14 protein-coding genes and 1 pseudogene are annotated in these 18,140 nt (G+C 71.4%); 7 read left to right on the top strand and 8 right to left on the bottom strand.

Annotated features, from left to right (window positions below):
* The first annotated feature begins 384 nt into the window (after positions 1–384).
* Both WBG99_RS20405 and WBG99_RS20400 read left to right on the top strand, forming a co-directional pair.
* On the top strand, positions 385–1,242 hold the full coding sequence (locus tag WBG99_RS20405; RefSeq protein WP_338897665.1) for a helix-turn-helix transcriptional regulator: 858 nt from the start codon (positions 385–387) through the stop codon (positions 1,240–1,242).
* 259 nt (positions 1,243–1,501) lie between these two features.
* Positions 1,502–1,693 (top strand): DUF397 domain-containing protein, encoded by a 192-nt coding sequence (locus WBG99_RS20400; RefSeq protein ID WP_338897664.1) that lies wholly within the window; start codon positions 1,502–1,504, stop codon positions 1,691–1,693.
* A gap of 189 nt (positions 1,694–1,882) precedes the next feature.
* On the opposite strand, the gene WBG99_RS20395 is transcribed toward WBG99_RS20400, so the two are convergent.
* Positions 1,883–2,746, bottom strand: coding sequence for a hypothetical protein (locus tag WBG99_RS20395; RefSeq protein ID WP_338897663.1), 864 nt, complete (start codon positions 2,744–2,746; stop codon positions 1,883–1,885).
* Between the two features lie 81 nt (positions 2,747–2,827).
* Here WBG99_RS20395 and WBG99_RS20390 point away from each other — a divergent pair, with 81 nt between their 5' ends.
* A complete protein-coding gene (locus WBG99_RS20390) occupies positions 2,828–3,616 on the top strand; it encodes an SDR family oxidoreductase (protein ID WP_338897662.1) in 789 nt (262 codons plus the stop codon).
* A gap of 142 nt (positions 3,617–3,758) precedes the next feature.
* Here the strand turns inward: WBG99_RS20390 and WBG99_RS20385 are convergent, their stop codons facing one another.
* The 3 genes from WBG99_RS20385 to WBG99_RS20375 all read right to left on the bottom strand — a co-directional run bounded on the left by WBG99_RS20385 (position 3,759) and on the right by WBG99_RS20375 (position 8,265).
* Positions 3,759–4,217, bottom strand: coding sequence for a GNAT family N-acetyltransferase (locus tag WBG99_RS20385; protein WP_338897661.1), 459 nt, complete (start codon positions 4,215–4,217; stop codon positions 3,759–3,761).
* 16 nt (positions 4,218–4,233) lie between these two features.
* Positions 4,234–5,349 (bottom strand): ADP-ribosylglycohydrolase family protein, encoded by a 1,116-nt coding sequence (locus WBG99_RS20380; RefSeq protein WP_338897660.1) that lies wholly within the window; start codon positions 5,347–5,349, stop codon positions 4,234–4,236.
* 330 nt (positions 5,350–5,679) lie between these two features.
* A complete protein-coding gene (locus tag WBG99_RS20375; protein WP_338897659.1) occupies positions 5,680–8,265 on the bottom strand; it encodes a bifunctional FO biosynthesis protein CofGH in 2,586 nt (861 codons plus the stop codon).
* Between the two features lie 315 nt (positions 8,266–8,580).
* Here WBG99_RS20375 and WBG99_RS20370 point away from each other — a divergent pair, with 315 nt between their 5' ends.
* Both WBG99_RS20370 and WBG99_RS20365 read left to right on the top strand, forming a co-directional pair.
* Positions 8,581–10,125, top strand: a complete 1,545-nt coding sequence (locus WBG99_RS20370) for a CehA/McbA family metallohydrolase (RefSeq protein ID WP_338897658.1) — start codon at positions 8,581–8,583, stop codon at positions 10,123–10,125.
* A 166-nt stretch (positions 10,126–10,291) separates the two neighbouring features.
* Positions 10,292–11,110 (top strand): SAM-dependent methyltransferase, encoded by an 819-nt coding sequence (locus tag WBG99_RS20365; RefSeq protein ID WP_338897657.1) that lies wholly within the window; start codon positions 10,292–10,294, stop codon positions 11,108–11,110.
* Positions 11,111–11,784: 674 nt separating this feature from the next.
* Here WBG99_RS20365 and WBG99_RS20360 read toward each other — a convergent pair.
* Positions 11,785–12,600, bottom strand: coding sequence for an endonuclease/exonuclease/phosphatase family protein (locus tag WBG99_RS20360; RefSeq protein WP_338897656.1), 816 nt, complete (start codon positions 12,598–12,600; stop codon positions 11,785–11,787).
* 74 nt (positions 12,601–12,674) lie between these two features.
* On the opposite strand from WBG99_RS20360, the gene WBG99_RS20355 reads away from it, so the two are divergent.
* Together WBG99_RS20355 and WBG99_RS20350 are read left to right on the top strand one after the other, a co-directional pair.
* Positions 12,675–13,082: a nitroreductase/quinone reductase family protein gene (locus WBG99_RS20355; protein ID WP_338897655.1), complete on the top strand. Its 408-nt coding sequence runs from the start codon at positions 12,675–12,677 to the stop codon at positions 13,080–13,082.
* Positions 13,083–13,180: 98 nt separating this feature from the next.
* Positions 13,181–13,549: pseudogene (locus WBG99_RS20350) on the top strand (virginiamycin B lyase); the annotation flags it as partial.
* Positions 13,550–13,609: 60 nt separating this feature from the next.
* Here the strand turns inward: WBG99_RS20350 and WBG99_RS20345 are convergent.
* From WBG99_RS20345 to WBG99_RS20335, 3 genes are all read right to left on the bottom strand, one after another.
* Entirely contained in the window at positions 13,610–15,076 is a 1,467-nt protein-coding gene (locus tag WBG99_RS20345) for an aldehyde dehydrogenase family protein (protein WP_338897654.1), read from the bottom strand.
* A complete protein-coding gene (locus WBG99_RS20340; RefSeq protein WP_338897653.1) occupies positions 15,073–16,803 on the bottom strand; it encodes a D-aminoacylase in 1,731 nt (576 codons plus the stop codon). The genes WBG99_RS20345 and WBG99_RS20340 overlap by 4 nt, the downstream gene beginning before the upstream one ends.
* Before the next feature lie 131 nt (positions 16,804–16,934).
* Entirely contained in the window at positions 16,935–18,053 is a 1,119-nt protein-coding gene (locus WBG99_RS20335) for an LLM class flavin-dependent oxidoreductase (RefSeq protein ID WP_338897652.1), read from the bottom strand.
* Between the last annotated feature and the right edge of the window lie 87 nt (positions 18,054–18,140).

Raw genomic sequence — 18,140 nt, 5'->3', positions numbered from 1 at the left:
TCCACAGCGGCAGCGCCGCAGCACCGCCACAGCACCACCGCACCGCTTGTACCGCCGGCACCGGACCGTTCGAAGGGACCCCAGGACCCGGTTCGGGAGCCGCCGGCTCGCGCGGGGCGGTGCGGTCGTAGCACCGCCGGCCGACGACCGACCGGTCCGGTCCGTACGACACGACCGCGCCGCCCCGCGCGACCGCATGCCCGGGGCCGTACCGGGAAGGCCGGTGCGTCCGGTAAAGATCCCTCCGCAACGGAAAAAGACCGGTGCGAACGGCGTGTGCGCAGCGCATATCCGCTGTTTTCCAGCGGTACTCGGCACCTTGGTGGCAATCTGCTCAGCAGCAGATACACCAAGCAGAGGCACGCAGCCGGAGGTGCACGTCCCGTGGCGTCCAATGTCAACCCCACTGTCAGGCGACGCCGGTTGGGCCAGGAGCTGCGTCGGCTCCGCGAGCTCAAGGGCATGACCGCCGAGGAGGTCGCCGAGCGGCTGCTGGTCTCCCAGTCGAAGATCAGCCGTCTGGAGAACGGCCGGCGCAGCATCAGCCAGCGAGACGTCCGCGACCTGTGCGGGGTCTACGAGGTCGAGGACCAGCGCCTCGTCGACTCGCTGATGCAAATGGCCAAGGACTCACGCCAGCAGGGCTGGTGGCACGCGTTCGGGGACGTACCGTACAGCGTCTACATCGGCCTGGAGACGGACGCGGAGTCGTTGCGGGTCTACGACCCCCAGGTCGTCCCCGGGCTGCTCCAGACCCGCGCGTACGCCGAGGCCATCATCAGAGGGGCCCTGCCCGAGACGTCCTCGACCGAGATCGACAAGCGCGTCGAAGTGCGTATACGGCGGCAGGATCGCGTCATCACCGAGAACACCCCGCTGCGGCTGTGGACGGTCCTGGACGAGGCGGCCCTGCGACGAGTCGTCGGGTCCCGGTCGGTGATGCGTGAACAGCTGGAACATCTGGCCGAGTTGTCCCAGGTCCCCCATGTCACGGTGCAGGTACTGCCGTTCGAGGTGGGGGCGCATCCCGGGATCAACGGTCAGTACGCCATCCTGGAGTTCGTCGACGCGGCCGATTCGAGCGTGGTGTACATCGAAGGGGTCACCAGCGACCTCTATCTGGAGAAGCCGCACGACGTGCAGAGGTACACCGTCATGTACGAGCACCTCCGGGCGCAGGCCCTGAACGTGGATCAGTCGCGGCGGCTCATCGAGAGCGTCGCGAAGGAGTACGCCCGCTGAGCGCGAGCGATTCCAGACGCCCCTGAGCACTTCTGAGGCCGGAAGCGGCGAAAGATACACCCTCCCCCTACTCCAGCGGAAGACCGTACCGGAATATGCCACCCGCACGGGTGAATGGTCGCTTCGTCTGCCGATGCTGACGAGTAGCGTCGATCACGCCGAGAAGTCAGCATCCTTGGCGCAATCCGTACCGCGGGTTCCGCATGGAACCCGCGGCGCGGCGACAGCAATTCAGCGACGAACCGGTACCGGAGCAGAAATGGCAATTCAGCAAGGCGCCACGGACAGGTGGGTCAAGTCCTCGTACTCCCAGGGGAACGGCGCTTGCGTCGAGATCAAATCACCCGCCCTGTCGGCCATGGCCGTCCGTGATTCCAAGGTCCCCGACGGTCCCAACCTGGCCTTCCCCGCCGACGCGTGGAACGCCTTCGTCACCTCGGTCAAGGCGTGAGAGCTCGTTCCGGTCCTCGACCGAGCGCCTGACCGACAACTTCACAGGCACCACCGAAAGAGCCCTCTCGACTGGCCCGCCGTCCCGGCCGAGGGGGCTCGGCCTGCGGAGGTGACGGGCACCGGGGAGACGAAGTGACACCGTCGGTCATCGCCGTCGGTCATGCAGTCGGTCGGTCATCGCCGTCGGTCATCGCAGTTGATCGACGTAGCGGTCCGTTCCCGGCACCGTGGGAATGAACGGCGCCGCCAACTCCAGCCGCCCGACGCCCCGTTCGGCGACCGCCTCGTCCAGGCCCGTGAAGTACCGCTCCCAGCAGTCGCGCGGATCGGTCTCCAGGAACCACAGCAGGGTGAGCCGGGTGTCGACTCCCTCCACCTGCTTGACGTACGACATGCGGTCCAGCGGCAGGAGAGTGGGCCGGAAGAGCACGACCATCGCGCAGGGGGAGCCGGCCAGGCGCTGCGGCAGATACCGGCCGCGCAGCCACTCCAGCAACTCCGCGCGCTCCTGCGGCCCGTGGGCGTCGATCACCTCCACCACCAGGCCGGCGTACGGGTGGTCGAGCGCGTGGAAGTCACGTGGTCCCACGGCCCCGTCGCGGTAGATCGTCTCCAGGCGGTCCTGGAAGGCCGTGAAGACGTGCGTACGGTCGTGGTGGACGCGGTCGTCGCGGTTCAGGCGCCTGTTGATGGAGACCGTCCACTTCATGTGGTCGTCGTAGCGGCCCTCGGTGATCCAGTAGACCGACAGATAGCAGCCGGCGGTGACCGGTTGGGCCACCGCCGACCTCTCGGGGCAGCGCAGCAGTTGGAGGTCGCGGGTGGCCACCCAGCGGCGCCCGGCGAACATCCAGGGCATCGCCATCGCGCCCGCGTAGTAGTGGTCGTCCTCGTACCAGCGGTTGTACGCGTACTCGTGGCCCGGGTGCGGCTCGACCATGGTGATCAGCGCGTGGCCGGGGTGGACGCCGTACGGTCCCACGGCGGCCAGTTCGGCGTACGTGGCGCTGCGGGTGTCCTCGCTCGCGGCGCCACGGGGGTCGTCGGACATGGGGGTTCCCCTTCCTTCCTCCACCGGTGGCCCATACTCTGACGCTCCGTCAGTTAATGCGCCAGAGCCGGGAGGCGTCCGATGTCACTGCTCGCGGGCAAGACCGTCATCGTCTCGGGAGTCGGCGTCGGACTGGGGCAGCGGGTCGCGGCGGCGGTCGTACGGGACGGCGGGAACGCCGTGCTGGGGGCCCGCACGCAGGCGAACCTCGCCAAGGCCGCGGCGGAGGTGGATCCGGGCGGCGCGCGCACGGCGTACCGGGCGACCGACATCACCGACGAGGCGCAGTGCGCGGCGCTCGCGGCGCTCGCGCGGGAGCGGTTCGGGGGCGTGGACGCGGTGGTGCACGTGGCGGCCCGGGACAACTACTTCGGGGGCCTGGCGGACGCCGATTTCACCACCTGGCAGGCGGTCCTCGACGTGAACCTGCTGGGCACGCTGCGGATGACGCGGGCCTGTCTGCCGGCCCTGAGGGCGGCGGGCGGCGGGTCGGTCGTCATCATCGGCACGCAGTCGTCGGTGACCGCGCCCTCACAGGTGTGGCAGGCGGCGTACGCGGCGTCCAAGGGCGCGCTGACGAGCGCGATGTACTCGCTCGCCAGGGAGCTGGGTCCGCACCGGATACGGGTCAACAGCGTGCTGCCGGGCTGGATGTGGGGGCCGCCGGTGGAGGCGTACGTGCGGTTCACGGCGCAGGGCGAGGGCGCGCCCGAGACGGAGGTGCTGGCACGGCTCACCGAGCGGATGGCGCTGCCGGAACTGGCCACGGACGGAGATGTCGCGGATGCGGTGGTTTTCCTGGCGTCCGACCGGGCACGGGCGATCACCGGCCAGTCGCTGCTGGTCAACGCCGGGGAACTGATGCGCTGACCTGGCCCACCGATGAGCGGGGGTGATCCTTTTCGACCGCTCGCGTTCACATACGCCATCGGCTCGAAGTGTTCGCGCCGCGCGTCAACCGGCTGCGGTCGCGCCCGCATGTGGCGTCCCCGCTCGGATACCGCAAGAACCGCTACAACCTGGGATACCCGGCCCCCGGCTGCCGCACCATGAACACGTCCACCGGGTCCTCGGTCTCCCTCGTGAACCCGTGCCGTTCGTACAGGCGCCGAGCCGGGCTTCCCTGCAGGACGTTCAGGCGGACCAGGGTGCCGTGGCGGTCGCAGCGGGTCAGGAGGTCGCGGAGTACGGCCGTTCCGATGCCGGTGCCCTGGAGGTGCGGGGCCAGGTAGAAGTGCTCCAGCCAGTGGGCGTCGGCGCGGGGGCGGAGGGCCACGCAGCCGGCGAAGGTGCCGCCGACCTCGATGATCCAGGTGTGGGCCGGGTCGAAGGCGTCGCGGAGGCGCCGGCGTACACGGTGTTCGTCGTAGCGGCCGAGGCGTTCGAGGTCCGGGCGCATCACGAGTGCCCGCAGCTCGGCCACGGGTTCGACGTCCGTCGGGCACGCCGGTCGCAGGGTCCGGTCCGCCATGGTCTTTGCTTCTCTCTCAGCCCCGGGGATACCGCGTCAGCCACCCCGGCACCGCCCCGGCCGGACTGTGCAGGGCCGGGCCCTGGGTCATCTCCAGGGCGAAGTCGTCGGCGAGGACGAGGAGGGTGGGGCGGCCCTCCAGTTCCGCGAGCCAGGCGGGTGGGAGGGCCGTCTCGCCGTGGAGGGCGCCGAGGAGGCCGCCGGTCAGGGCGCCGGCCGCTCCCGACGGGCCGCCGTGGTTGACGGCGAGGCACAGGCCGTGGCGTACGTCCTCGCCGACCAGGGCGCAGTAGACGGCGACGGCCAGCAGGCCCTCGGCCGTGCCGCCGCCGGCGAGGCCCTCGACGACGGCGGGGGACGGCGGGCCCTGGCGGACGGCGGTGAGGGCCTGCTGGAGCGCGTCGGCGACGGGCTGGTGGCCGCGACGGGCGGCCAGCAGCACCAGGGTCTTCTGAACGGCGGCGTCGAGGCTCTCGCCGCGGGCGAGGGCGTGGACGACGACGGCGTAGGAGCCGGCGGCCAGATAGGCGGTGGGGTGCCCGTGCGTCTGGGCCGCGCACTCGACGGCCAGCTGGAAGACCAGCTGGGGTTCCCAGCCGACGAGGAGACCGAAGGGGGCGGAGCGGGCCGCTGCCTCGGCACCCCGGTCACCCGGGTTCTTGGGGGCGTCGAGGGTGCCCATGGTCGCGTCGGCGAGGCCGAGGAGGCAGGTGCGGGAGGGGTCGCGGCGGGCGTAGAGCCACTCCTCGCGGGCGAGCCAGCCGTCGTCCTTGCGGCGTTCGTCGGGACCCCAGTCCCGCTGCGTCGTGGCCCAGCGCAGATACGCCCGGTGCAGATCGGTCGGGGGGTGCCAGAGGCCGGTGTCACGGCGGACCTGGGCGCGGATGAGACCGTCGACGGTGAAGAGGGTGAGCTGGGTGAGGTCGGTGATGGCGCCGCGTCTGCCGTACGCGGGGACCAGATCGGTCAGCCGTTCCGGGCCGTACGCCTCGCCGATCTCCGCCAGGGTGAGCCGGTCGACCGGCGCGCCCAGCGCGTCGCCGACGGCCGAGCCCAGCAGCGTTCCCCGCACGCGGCTGCGGAAATCCTGCTGCTCGACCCGCCCCCAGACGCCACCGGCTGTCGCACTCACCCCGGCCTCCTCACGGCCACACCCATACGTCAGTACGTAGGTACATGCGTACGGCTCGACAGTCCAGCACTGTAATCGAAGGGGAACGGCCCGCTCGGGCCCCTGTCGAGCGCGAACCGTCACGTCCGACACCACCGCTTCGCCCCACCCGGCGACGGCTACCCGGACACCGCCGTCGGCTTTCCGGGAGCGGCCACGTGCACAGGGAAACGGTCTACGCCCTCATCATCATCTGGGAGACCGTCGCGGTAGGCGGATACGTCACCAGCAACACCACCCCGCTCAGCAGGAACACGCGGAGGGCGGCGTCGAGGCCGTTCCCCAGGCCGTTCAGTCCAGCACCGGCAGCAGTTCCGGCAGATGGCCGTCCGAGGCCTCCGCCGCCCGTCGGCGCTCCTCCGGGACGTCGCCGTACAGGGTGGTGCGGGGCCTGGCCGGGCGGCCGGCGGCGTCCGCGACCGCGATCAGGTCCCTGACCGACTTGTAGGAGCCGTAGGAGGAGCCCGCCATGCGGGAGATGGTCTCCTCCATCAGCGTGCCGCCGACGTCGTTCGCGCCCGAGCGGAGCATCTCGGCCGCGCCCTCGGTGCCCAGCTTGACCCAGCTGGTCTGGATGTTGGGGATCCAGGGGTGCAGGAGGAGGCGGGCCATGGCGGTGACGGCGCGGTTGTCGCGCATGGAGGGGCCGGGACGGGAGATGCCGGCCAGGTAGACCGGGGCGTTGGTGTGGATGAAGGGGAGGGTCACGAACTCGGTGAAGCCGCCGGTGCGTTGCTGGAGGCCGGCCAGGGTGCGCAGATGGCCGAGCCAGTGACGGGGCTGGTCGACGTGGCCGTACATCATCGTCGAGGAGGAGCGGATGCCCAGTTCGTGGGCGGTCGAGACGACCTCGATCCAGGTGGCCGTGGGGAGCTTCCCCTTCGTCAGGACCCACCTCACCTCGTCGTCCAGGATCTCCGCCGCCGTGCCGGGGACGGAGTCGAGCCCCGCCTCCTTCGCGGCAGTCAGCCACTCGCGGATCGACATCCCGGTGCGGGTCGCGCCGTTCACCACCTCCATCGGGGAGAAGGCGTGGACGTGCATACCGGGGACTCGGGTCTTCACCGCCCGCGCGATGTCGAAGTACGCCGTGCCCGGCAGGTCGGGGTGGATGCCGCCCTGCATGCACACCTCGACCGCGCCCACGTCCCACGCCTGCTGGGCGCGGTCGGCGACCTGGTCCAGGGAGAGGGTGTACGCGTCGGCGTCCGTGCGGCGCTGCGCGAAGGCGCAGAAGCGGCAGCCGGTGTAGCAGACGTTCGTGAAGTTGATGTTCCGCGTGACGACGTACGTGACGTCGTCGCCGACCGCCGCCTTGCGCACGTCGTCCGCGATGCGGCACAGCGCGTCCAGCGCCGGCCCGTCCGCGTGCAGCAGCGCCAGCGCCTCCTCGTCGGTGAGGCGGGTCGGGTCGTCGGCCGCCGTCGCGAGGGCGCCGCGTACGTCCGTGTCGATGCGCTCGGGGGCCATACCGGGCGCCGCCGCCTCGCGCAGGGCGCCCCAGTCGCCGTACACCTCGTCGAAGTCGTCCCGGCGGTCGGACGTACGGCCCTCGGTGTCGATGGAGGCGTGCAGATCCGTCCGGCCGGCGGCGACGAAGACCTCGTCCGGCTCCTGCCAGGGCCGGCCCTCGACGACCGCGTCCGGCAGGGCCAGGCCCGTCTCCGGGTCGGCCAGTGCCCGGACGTGCGGCAGGAGGCGCGGGTCCAGCCACGGCTCACCACGCGTCACGAACTCCGGGTAGACGCACAGGCGTTCCCGCAGCTCGAACCCGGCCGCCGCGGACTTCTCCGCCAGCTCCTCGATCTGCGGCCAGGGGCGCTCGGGGTTCACATGGTCGATGGTGAGCGGGGACACTCCGCCCCAGTCGTCGATCCCGGCCGCGATCAGCCGCTCGTACTCGCTGTCGACGAGGTTCGGCGGGGCCTGGACGCAGCCGGCGGGGCCCATGAGGTGCCGGGCGAGGGCCACCGTGGCGACCAGCTCGTCCAGTTCCGCGTCCGGCATGCCGCGCATCGCGGTGTCCGGCTTGGCCCGGAAGTTCTGGATGATCAGTTCCTGGACGCCGTGGTACGTGCGGGAGACCTTCCGCAGCGCGAACAACGACTCCGCGCGCTCCTCGTACGTCTCCCCGATCCCGATGAGGATGCCGGAGGTGAAGGGGACGGAGGAACGCCCCGCGTCCTCCAGCACCCGCAGCCGGACCGCCGGTTCCTTGTCCGGGGAGCCGTGGTGCGGGCCGCCCGGCTCGGACCACAGCCGTGTCGCGGTGGTCTCCAGCATCATCCCCATCGACGGGGCCACGGGCTTCAGCCGCTGGAAGTCCGTCCAGCTCATGACGCCGGGGTTGAGGTGCGGCAGCAGACCCGTCTCCTCCAGGATCCGGATCGAGATCGCCCGGACGTACGCGACCGTGTCGTCGTACCCGTGCGCGTCCAGCCACTCGCGCGCCTCCGGCCAGCGGTCCTCCGGCTTGTCGCCGAGCGTGATCAGCGCTTCCTTGCAGCCGAGTGCTGCCCCCTCGCGGGCGACGTCCAGCACCTCGTCCGGCGACATGAACATCCCGTGACCGGTCCGGCGCAGCTTGCCCGGCACGGTGACGAACGTGCAGTAGTGGCACTTGTCCCGGCACAGCCGGGTGAGCGGGACGAACACGCTCTTCGAGTACGTGATCACGCCGGGCCGCCCGGCCGCCGCCAGCCCCGCGTCCCGCACCCGGGCCGCCGACGCGGCCAGATCCTCCAGGTCCGCGCCGCGCGCCTGCAGCAGCACCGCCGCCTCGCCCACGTCGAGCGCCACACCGTCCCGTGCTCGTCTGAGAGCACGCCGCATCGAGTTCTCGGTCGGGCCGTTCCCAGGGGTCGCGGAAGTCGTCATCCATCGAGCATACGAGCGAGGTGATCAGGGCAAAGAGCCGCCGTGCGATTCACGAGGGCGTGGTTCGTCCCCCGGTGCGACGGGCCGGGCCCTCGGCCATCTGTAGCGGCTCGGCACGGGGATGTCCATACCGACCGGTCGGTGCTCAGGGTCGTGCGGAGCCCGGCGGCAGACCGAGTGGCTCCCGGGGTAGACCATGGGCACGACGCCACAACCACCACCACCCAAGGCCGTTCCGGCATGAGCCGGTTGGCGCGGACAACACCCCCGAACCGCCCCTGCCCCGTCACCCACTACGACCCGGGGAGCAGCAGCATGTGCGACGACCGCCACGCCGAGGGAACCGAGCGGGGACGGCGCGCGCTGTTCGTGACGTCGGCGGCGACCGCGCCTACGTTGGAGAGCGTGACCTTCGCAACGGGCGGCGCCGAGGCCGCGGACGGCGACCAGGAGACGAGGACCATCCGGGGAACCCTCCCGGCCGGTTCCCCCGACTTCGTGTATCTGCCGGTCGAAGTGCCGTGCGGAGTACGGGAGTTGAAGGTCTCGTACAGCTACGACAGACCGGCCGCCCCGGCCGGCGCCCCGGGCAACGCGCTCGACATCGGTGTCTTCGACGAACGCGGCACCGGCCTCGGCGGGCAGGGCTTCCGCGGCTGGTCCGGCGGCGCCCGCACGGAGTTCTTCATCCGGGCGGACGACGCGACGCCGGGCTACCTCCCCGGCCCCGTCCGCCCCGGCACCTGGCACATCGCGCTGGGCCCGTACACGGTGGCGCCGGAGGGGCTGCCGTACGAGATCACGATCACCCTCACCCACGGCGCGCCGGGCACGCCGGTGAAGCCGGTGTACCCGCCGGAGCGGGCCGAGGGGCGGGGCCGGGCCTGGTACCGGGGCGACTGCCACCTCCACTCCTGGTACTCCGACGGCCGCCGCACCCCCGCCGAACTGGCCGCTCTCGCCCGCGCCGCCGGCCTGGACTTCATCAACAGCTCGGAGCACAACACCCAGTCCGCGCACGCCCATTGGGCCGAGCACGCGGGCCCCCATCCCGACGGCGAACTGCTGATCCTGCTGGGCGAGGAGGTGACCACGCGCAACGGTCACGTCGTGGCCCTCGGCATCGATCCGGGAACGTTCGTCGACTGGCGCTACCGGGCCCGGGACAACCGGTTCGGCAAGTACGCCCGGCAGATCCGCCGCGCCGGGGGCCTGGTCGTCCCGGCCCACCCGCACGCCACCTGCATCGGCTGCAACTGGAAGTTCGGCTTCGGCGAGGCGGACGCGGTGGAGGTCTGGAACGGCGCGTACTCGCCCGAGGACGAGGTGGCCCTCGCCGACTGGGACGGCATGCTCGTGGCGTCCGTGCGCGAGGGCCGCCGGGACTGGATCCCGGCGATGGGCAACAGCGACGCCCACCGCGACCCCGATCCGGTGGGCCGCCCCCAGACGGTCGTCCTCGCCGACGACCTGACCAGGGAGGCCGTCCAGGAGGGCCTGCGGGCCGGCCGCTCCTACGTCGCCGAGTCCAAGGACGTCTCCGTGTCCTTCACGGCGTCCGGGCCGCACGGCGAGCACGCGGGCATCGGTGAACGTCTGGAGGTGGACCGCGACACCCCGGTCACCGTCCGGCTGGAGGCGACCGGCTCCCCCGGCTGCACCATCCGCTTCGTCACCGACCAGGGCGTTCTCCTCACCTCCGCCGCCCTCCCGGAGTCCGGCACCGGCTCGGCCCGGTGGCGTACGACGGCCTCGTACGCGGCGTACGTCCGCGCCGAGGTCCGCCGACCGCCGGTGATCCCGGGCTTCCCCGGCCCGATGGCGGCCTTCACCAACCCGATCTTCCTCGGGCGGCGATAGACGGCGGCAGGCTGCGATGGACGGCGACAGGCGGCCGACGGGAAGTTCAGGGCAAAGTCCGGGGGAACCGGCGTACGAAACACCTCTGTTGGGCTTTAGGTTTGGCTCGACACAATGCGTGCGTCTGTACGTATGACGCACCTGCACGGCGGAGGAGACGGCGCCCATGACCGATCACGCGACCACGCCCGGACCCGCGGCGAAGGAGAAGGTCGACACTTCGGTGCCCGCCTCCGCCCGCATCTGGAACTACTGGCTGGGCGGCAAGGACAACTACCCGGTGGACGAGGCGGCCGGTGACGCGTACGCCGGCGCCTTCCCCGGCATCGTGACCATCGCCCGCAGCAGCCGCGCCTACCTGCGGCGCAGCATCCGGCATCTGGTAGAGGTCGAGGGCGTCCGGCAGTTCCTGGACGTCGGCACCGGGCTGCCCACGGCCGACAACACCCACCAGGTCGCCCAGCGGAGCGCGCCGGACGCCAGGATCGTCTACGTCGACAACGACCCCACGGTCCTCGCGCACGCCCGCGCGCTGCTCTACTCCTCGCCCGAGGGAGCCACGGCGTACATCGACGCCAGCCTCTACGAGCCGGAGCGCATCCTGGAGACCGCCGCCAAGACGTTGGACCTGAGCCGCCCCACCGCCCTGATCCTCAGCGGCATCCTGGGCCACGTCGCCGACTACGACGAGGCCCGCGGCATCGTCCGCCGTCTCCTCGCCGGCCTCCCCTCCGGCAGCTACCTCAACATCAACGAGGGCTCCCGGGGCACCGACCCCGACTACGAGCGCGCCCAGGACGCCTACAACGAGACCGGCGCAGTCCCGTACTTCCTCCGCCCCATCGACCAGATCGCCGGCTACTTCGACGGCCTCGACCTGATCGACCCCGGCATCGTCTCCGTACCGCTGTGGCGCCCGGACGGCACGGCGGAGAGCGAGCCGAAGCCGATCGGGCAGCACGGGGGGCTGGGCCGGAAGCGGTAGCCCTCCGGGAGCGGCGCGGGATTCGCCCCGGCGTACCCGCGCAGGTGCCCCGCCGTACCTGCGCGGGCGCCCCCGCCGTACCTGCGCGGGCGCCTCCTCCGTGCCCTCGTCCGCGCCCACGGCGAACGCGTCTACGACTGGGTACGCGTCGCGATCCGCGCTTGCCGGGAAGACGGCTTCGGGCACTGGGTGCCGGCCCGCCGCAGCGTCGGCGACCCCACCGAGATTGACTACCACGTCTGCTACGGACCGGCCTCCTCGCGACTGAAAGACCTGGTCAAAGTCGCCGCAGGCTGACCCCGCCGCACCACACCCACTGACAGTGGAGGCCGACGTGGGAGTTTCCCGGCGCAGTGCACCCACGAGATTGTTTTCCCTGATGACGGGGGGTGCTGAACAACCCGCCAGGTGGCACGATCGGCGGCAGATCCAGCCGCGTCGGCAGCGACAGCGCGTCAGAAGCGCGCCGACGCCGAGAGACATCAGGAGTGCAATGCTTGTGCAACGCCGTGCCTCAACAGGTGGCGCATCCTCAACGCGGTTCCAGCGGAAAACGCTCCGGCGCTGGGCGCCCCTCGTCGCGGGCTCTCTGACACCCCTCATTCTCCTCACGTCCGGCGACGTCGTTTCGTCCCGATCCGCGTCCCCTCGATCGGCCCGCCCACGGTAGCCCCCTACCCGTCCGTCAGTTCCGCGACCACGGCGGTGTGGTCGGACGGCCAGACGCCGTCGACGGGGGCGTCCCCGGCCCGCCACACACGCCGGACGTGCCCGGGTTCACCACGTCCGGTCGGTGCCACGTGGATGTAGTCGACCCGTGCGCTCGGCCCGAAGGCACCGGCGAGGTACGGGTTGGCGAGGTCCCAGGTCGCCGAGGGGGCGGCCGGATCGGCGTACTCCCAGGCGTCGATGAGCACCTGCCCGGGGACGACCGGCGCCGTCCGGTACCCGCCCAGCAACCGGAGCTCGTCCGAGTCCGGCCAGGCGTTGAAGTCCCCGGTGACGACGGGCGGAAAGCCGGTGGCGCCCCGGTGCCGGGCGACGAACTCCGCGAGCACGGCGACCTGGCGACAGCGCAGCGCGGACGCGTCGGTCGAGGAGCTGAAATGGGTGGTGAAGAAGGGGACGGGGGCACCCGGCGCGTCGAGGAGCGCGTAGAGCGCGCCGCGCCCGCTGTCGCTCTCACCCGTCGGCAGCCCGATGGCCTCCTGTTCCAGGACGGGCCACCGGCTGAGCACGGCGATGCCGATCCCGACACTGCTGTCCCCGATGCGCCGCTGCCAGCGCCCCGGATCGCCGTACGCGCCCCAGGCCCAGTGCATCCCGAGGTCCTCGGCGAGCCACCCGGCCAGATTCTCCCCGCCCTGCTCCCAGACCTCCTGTAACCCGACGACGTCGGGTCGAAGTTCACGCAGTGCCGCGAGAATCGCCTTCTGGCGCTCCTGCCACGGTCCGAACCGCCACCACAGATTCCACGTCACGACCCGCACCGGCCAGCCACCGCCTTTGCCCCGTACCCGATCCTGTACGCCCTACCTCCCACAACCCGAGGAGATCCACGCCGATGTCCCGCCATGCGGACCTCAAACAACGCGTCGTCACCGCCTTTCAACGCCACGTCGCCAACCCGGTCCTGCGCCGCGTACCGCTCCAGACCGTCCTGGAGACCACCGGCCGCACCTCGGGCCTCCCCCGCCGCACCCCCGTCGGCGGCCGCCGCGTGGGCGACACGTTCTGGCTGGTCTCGGAGTACGGCGAGAGGTCCCACTACATCCGCAACATCAAGGCCGACCCGTCGGTACGGGTCCGCATCCGGGGCCGCTGGCACACCGGCACCGCCCGCCTCCTCCCGGACGACGACCCGGTGGCCCGCCTGCGGACCCTGCCCCGCATGAACAGCGCGGCGGTACGGGTGCTGGGGTCGCGGTTGCTGACGGTACGGGTGGATCTGGCGGACCGGAGGGGCGAGTAGCTCCCCTTCAGCGGGGTCGGTCCACGACCACTCCACCCGCTCCCCCTCCGTGAGGTCGCCGTACGCCTCACGGTTCGGGCTCGGCCTCCCCCCACGGGATCACGCGACGGCCCCGCAGCTGGTTCACCCTGGTGCCCGCCGGGCGCATCGGCAGGCTCACACCCGACGGCGAGACCACGTCGTACGCGCTCGCGTCGGACTCGTCCGGGCCGTCGGTCATCGTGGCCGGGCCCGACGGGGCGCTGTGGTTCACGGAGTTCAAAGGGCATCGGATCGGGCGCGTCACGACGGACGGAGAGGCCGCGTCCCTTCCGTTGCCGACGCCCGATGCCGGGCCGTTCGGGATCGCGGCGGGTCCCGATGACGCGCTCTGGTTCACGGAGACGGGGACCGACCGGATCGGCCGGATCACGGCCGACGGGGAGGTCGACGAGTTTCCGCTGCCGCTCTCCGCGGCGTTCCCGTCGGACACGCCGCTCACTCTGCATGCGCACATCATCGCGCGCGAAGGATCAGGCGGAAAGGCCTCACCCGGGCCAGACGATCGCCTGCGTCTCGCTGTACGCGTGCAGCGCGTACGACCCCACGTCGCGCCCCACCCCGCTCCGCTTGAACCCGCCGAAAGGGGCCTCCATGTTGCGGCCTACGGTGTTCACTCCCACTCCCCCCGCCCTGAGGCGCCGGGCCACGCGGAAGGCGCGGGCCACATCCCCCGACCAGACGTAGTCGATGAGGCCGTACTCGCTGTCGTCGGCCAGGGCGACGGCCTCGTCCTCGTCGTCGAAGGGGAGGACGACGACGACCGGGCCGAAGATCTCCTCGCGGACGACGCGCATGTCGGGGGTGCAGTCGGCGAGGAGGGTCGGGGCGACGTAGAAACCCCGCTCGTACGGCGGCCGTTCACCGCCCGCCACCACCCGCGCCCCCTCCTTGCGGCCCAGTGCCACGTACGACTCCACCCGGTCCCGGTGGGCCGCCGAGATCACCGGCCCGACCACCGTGCCCGGTTCACGCGGGTCGCCCACCGGCAACCGGCCTGCGTACGCGGCGAGTTGGGTCACCAGCCGGTCGTAGACACCCCGTTGGGCGATCACCCGCGTCGGCGCCGTGCAGATCTGCCCGCTGTAGAAGGTGAAGGTCGTGGCGATGCCCGCCACCGCCGCCGTCACGTCCGCGTCGTCGAAGACGACCGCCGCGCCCTTCCCACCCAGCTCCATCAACTGGCGCTTCATGCCCCGCCCGCACACCTCGGCGATCCGCTGCCCGACGGCCGTCGAACCGGTGAAGCTCACCATGTCGACGTCGGGGGAGTCCACGGCCGCCTCACCGACGTCCGCACCCGAGCCGCTCACCACGTTCACCACGCCCGGCGGGATGCCCGCGGCCTCCAGGGCCTCGGCCATGCGGTAGACGGAGAGCGGGTCCTGGGGGGCCGGCTTGACGACGACCGTGTTGCCCATGGCGAGGGCGGGGGCGATCTTGCCGGCCGGGTTGGCCCAGGGGTTGTTGTACGAGGTGATGCAGGTGACCACGCCCACCGGCTGGCGTACGGCGAGGGCGCCCATCACGGTCGCCTTGCCGAAGGGCCCCGCCTCGTTGATCTGGGGTGCGATCGGCTCCTCCACCGGCTCCGGGCGGGCGTACCGCTGGAAACGGGCCGCGCCCACCCCCACCTGCATCCCCCGGGCCGTACCGGTCGTCGCGCCCGTCTCGGCCCGGGCGAGTTCGGCGTAGGGGACGAGGTGGCGTCGTATGTGGTCCGCCGTACGGGCGAGGACCGCCGCCCGCTCGGCGGCCGGTGTGCGCGACCACGGGCCGAAGGCCTCGCGGGCGGCGGCGGTGGCCGCGTGCACCTGTTCCCGGGAGGCCTCCGGGGCCCACCCGACGACGCCCTCCGTCGCCGGGTCGACCACCTCGTAGTGCCCGCCGTCGGGCTCCACCCAGGAGCCGCCGATGAACAACCGCCGCCGTTGCGAAGACCCCGCGGGGCTCACCTCGTACTCACCGTCCGCGTGTCCCGCCCGCTCCGGAGCACCTTCCCGGGCACGGCCCCGGTCACCACGTCGTCGCGGATCGCCTCGACGCCGTTGACCCAGACCGCCCGTACGCCGATCGCCCTGGAGTCGAGGCGCGGACTGTCACCCGGCAGGTCGTGCACCAGGGTGGCCTTGCCGGCGTCGACGCGCTCCGGGTCGAAGAGGACGAGGTCCGCATGCCATCCCTCGGCGATCCGCCCGCGCTCGCGGAGGCCGAAGAGCCGTGCCGGGTCGTCGGTCAGCATCTTCACCGCCTGTTCGAGCCCGAGCAGCTTCCGGCCGCGCAGACAGTCCCCGACGAACCTGGTGGTGTACGGGGCGCCGCACATGCGGTCCAGGTGGGCGCCCGCGTCCGAACCGCCGAGGAGGACGTCCTCGTGCCGCCAGGTCTCGGCGCGCAGGGTCCAGGAGTCGGGGTCGTTGTCGGTGGGCATGGGCCACAGGACCGTACGGAGGTCGTCGGCGGCGCAGATCTCCACCAGGCACTCGAACGGTTCCTGCCCGCGCTCCGCCGCGATGTCCTTCACGACCCGCCCGGTCAGGCCCTCGTTCGCCGCGCTGTAGGTGTCGCCGATGACGTACCGCCCGAAGTGGGCGAGCCGGCGGAAGACGCCCGCTTCCTTCGAGTCCGCGCGCCGCAGCATCTCCGCCCGCACCTGCGGATCGCGCAGCCGCTCGATCCGCTCGGGGGCCGGCAGGCTCAGGATCGGGCCCCACCCCGGAATCAGGTTCAGCGCGCAGAAAGTACCCAGCGACATGTTCATCGGCGTGAGGATCGGCATCGTGAGGGCGACGACCCTGCCCCCCGCCTTCCGCGCCCGCTCACTCGCCTCCAGCTGCCTCGGCACGCGCTCGGGAACCGCCGAGTCGATGGTGAGGACGTTCCAGTTGAGCGGGCGGCCCGCCACCGCGCTCATCTCCACGAAGAGGTCGATCTCGTCGTCGCTGAACTGGTCCAGGCAGCCCGCCACGATCGCCTCTATCTGGGTGCCCTCGTGTTCACCCACCGCCCGTGACAGCGCGAGCAGTTCGGTGGGCGTGGCGTGCCGCGACGCGACCGGCCTGCCGTCCCCGTCGCTGTGCGTCGAGGACTGCGTGGTCGACAGCCCCCACGCCCCCGCCTCCATCGCCTCGTGCAACAGCCCCAGCATCTCGTTCAGTTGCACGTCGCTCGGCTGCCCGCCGATCGCGTCCGGCCCCATCACGTACCGCCGCAGCGCGCAATGGCCCACCATGAAGCCCGCGTTGACGGCGATCCTGCCTTCGAGGGCGTCCAGGTACTCCCCGAAGCCGTGCCAGCTCCAGGGCGCGCCTTCCTCCAGCGCGACCAGCGACATCCCCTCCACCTTGGACATCATCCGCCGCGTGTAGTCCGCGTCCTCGGGCCGGGCGGGGTTGAGAGGCGCGAGCGTGAACCCGCAGTTCCCGCCCGCGACGGTCGTCACCCCGTGGTTGAGGGACGGCGTCGCGTACGGGTCCCAGAACAGCTGGGCGTCGTAGTGGGTGTGGGGGTCGACGAAGCCGGGTGCGAGGACGAGCCCGCGCGCGTCCTCGGACGACCGCGCCTCCTCGGTCACCTTCCCGATGACGGCGATCCGCCCGTCCCGTATCCCCACGTCGGCCGTACGAGCAGGGGCGCCCGTCCCGTCCACGACGGTCGCGCCTTTGATCACATGGTCGAGCATGCCTCACCCCTCCGGGCGCCTGGTAACGATCGGGTGCCGCAGTGCTTTCGAAGGCGCGGGTCCCTGCCGATGTGCGGCTCGGCCCCGTGGGCGCGAGCAGCCGCGGTGGGCCCGCAGCCGCCGTCCGACCCTCAGCCCGCCGCCCGGAACCGCGAGGTCCGGTGCACGGGATCCGTGTCGATCTTCGGGATGACGTGCTCCCCGACGAGCCGGATCGTCCGCAACGTCTCCTCCTTCGGCACCCCCACCGGCAACCCGAAGCTCAGCTGGTCCGCCCCGGCCTGCTCCCACCGCTTGCACTGCCGGACCACCTCGTCCGGGTCCCCGCAGATCAACAGCTCTTCCTCGATGAGCAGTTCGATGAACTCCTCGTCGTACTCGGGCAGCGTCTCCGGCCACACGGGGAAGCCGTCGGGCCTCGGGAACGTGTCGTGGTACCGGAAGACGAGGGAGGGCAGGTAGTGCAGCCCGCCGTTCACCGCCACACGCACCGCCTCGTCGTGGGTGGGCGCGCAGATCGCGGTCGTCGTCACCATCACGTTGTCGTTGACGAAGTCCCCGATCGGCTCGGCGTCGACGATCGCGGTCTTGTACTGCTCCAGCACCCACTCCATGTCGGAGACCTTCTGCACGCTGAAGCCGAGCACGCCGAGCCCTTTCTTCGCGGCCATGGCGTACGACGGCGGCGACCCGGCGGCGTACCACATCGCGGGGTGGGACTTCCCGTACGGCTTGGGCAGGATCTTGCGCGGCGGCAGGGACCAGTGCTTGCCCTGGAAGCCGACGTACTCGTCCTGGAGCCACATCCTGGGGAACTCCGCGATGGTCTCTTCCCAGATCTCCTTGGTGTGATTCATGTCGGTCACCCCGGGGATGAAGCCGAGGATCTCGTGGGAACCGGCCCCGCGTCCGCTGCCGAACTCGAAGCGGCCCTCGGTGAGATGGTCGAGCATGGCGACCTTCTCGGCGACCTTCACCGGGTGGTTGACCTGGGCGAGCGGGTTGAAGATGCCGGAGCCGAGGTGGATCCGGTCGGTCGCGTGCGCCAGGTAGCCGAGGAAGACGTCGTTGGCCGAGAGGTGCGAGTACTCCTCCAGGAAGTGGTGCTCCGACGCCCAGGCGTACTTGAAGCCGGACCGGTCCGCCTCGATGACGTACTCGGTCTCCTCCATCAGCGCCTTGTGCTCGGCGAGCGGATCGGTCTCGGCCCGCTTGCCCACGTATCCCTGTACAAAGAGCCCGAATTCCACGGAGGTTCACCGTCCCATGGTCTGGTCCGCCCACGTACCTGACTCTGCATCAGATCTCGGTACGGCCGACTGTTCCACCGGCTCCGT

Source organism: Streptomyces sp. TG1A-60, from assembly GCF_037201975.1.
In the GTDB taxonomy this organism is placed as follows: domain Bacteria; phylum Actinomycetota; class Actinomycetes; order Streptomycetales; family Streptomycetaceae; genus Streptomyces.
This window is presented reverse-complemented; position numbering and strand designations above follow the sequence as displayed.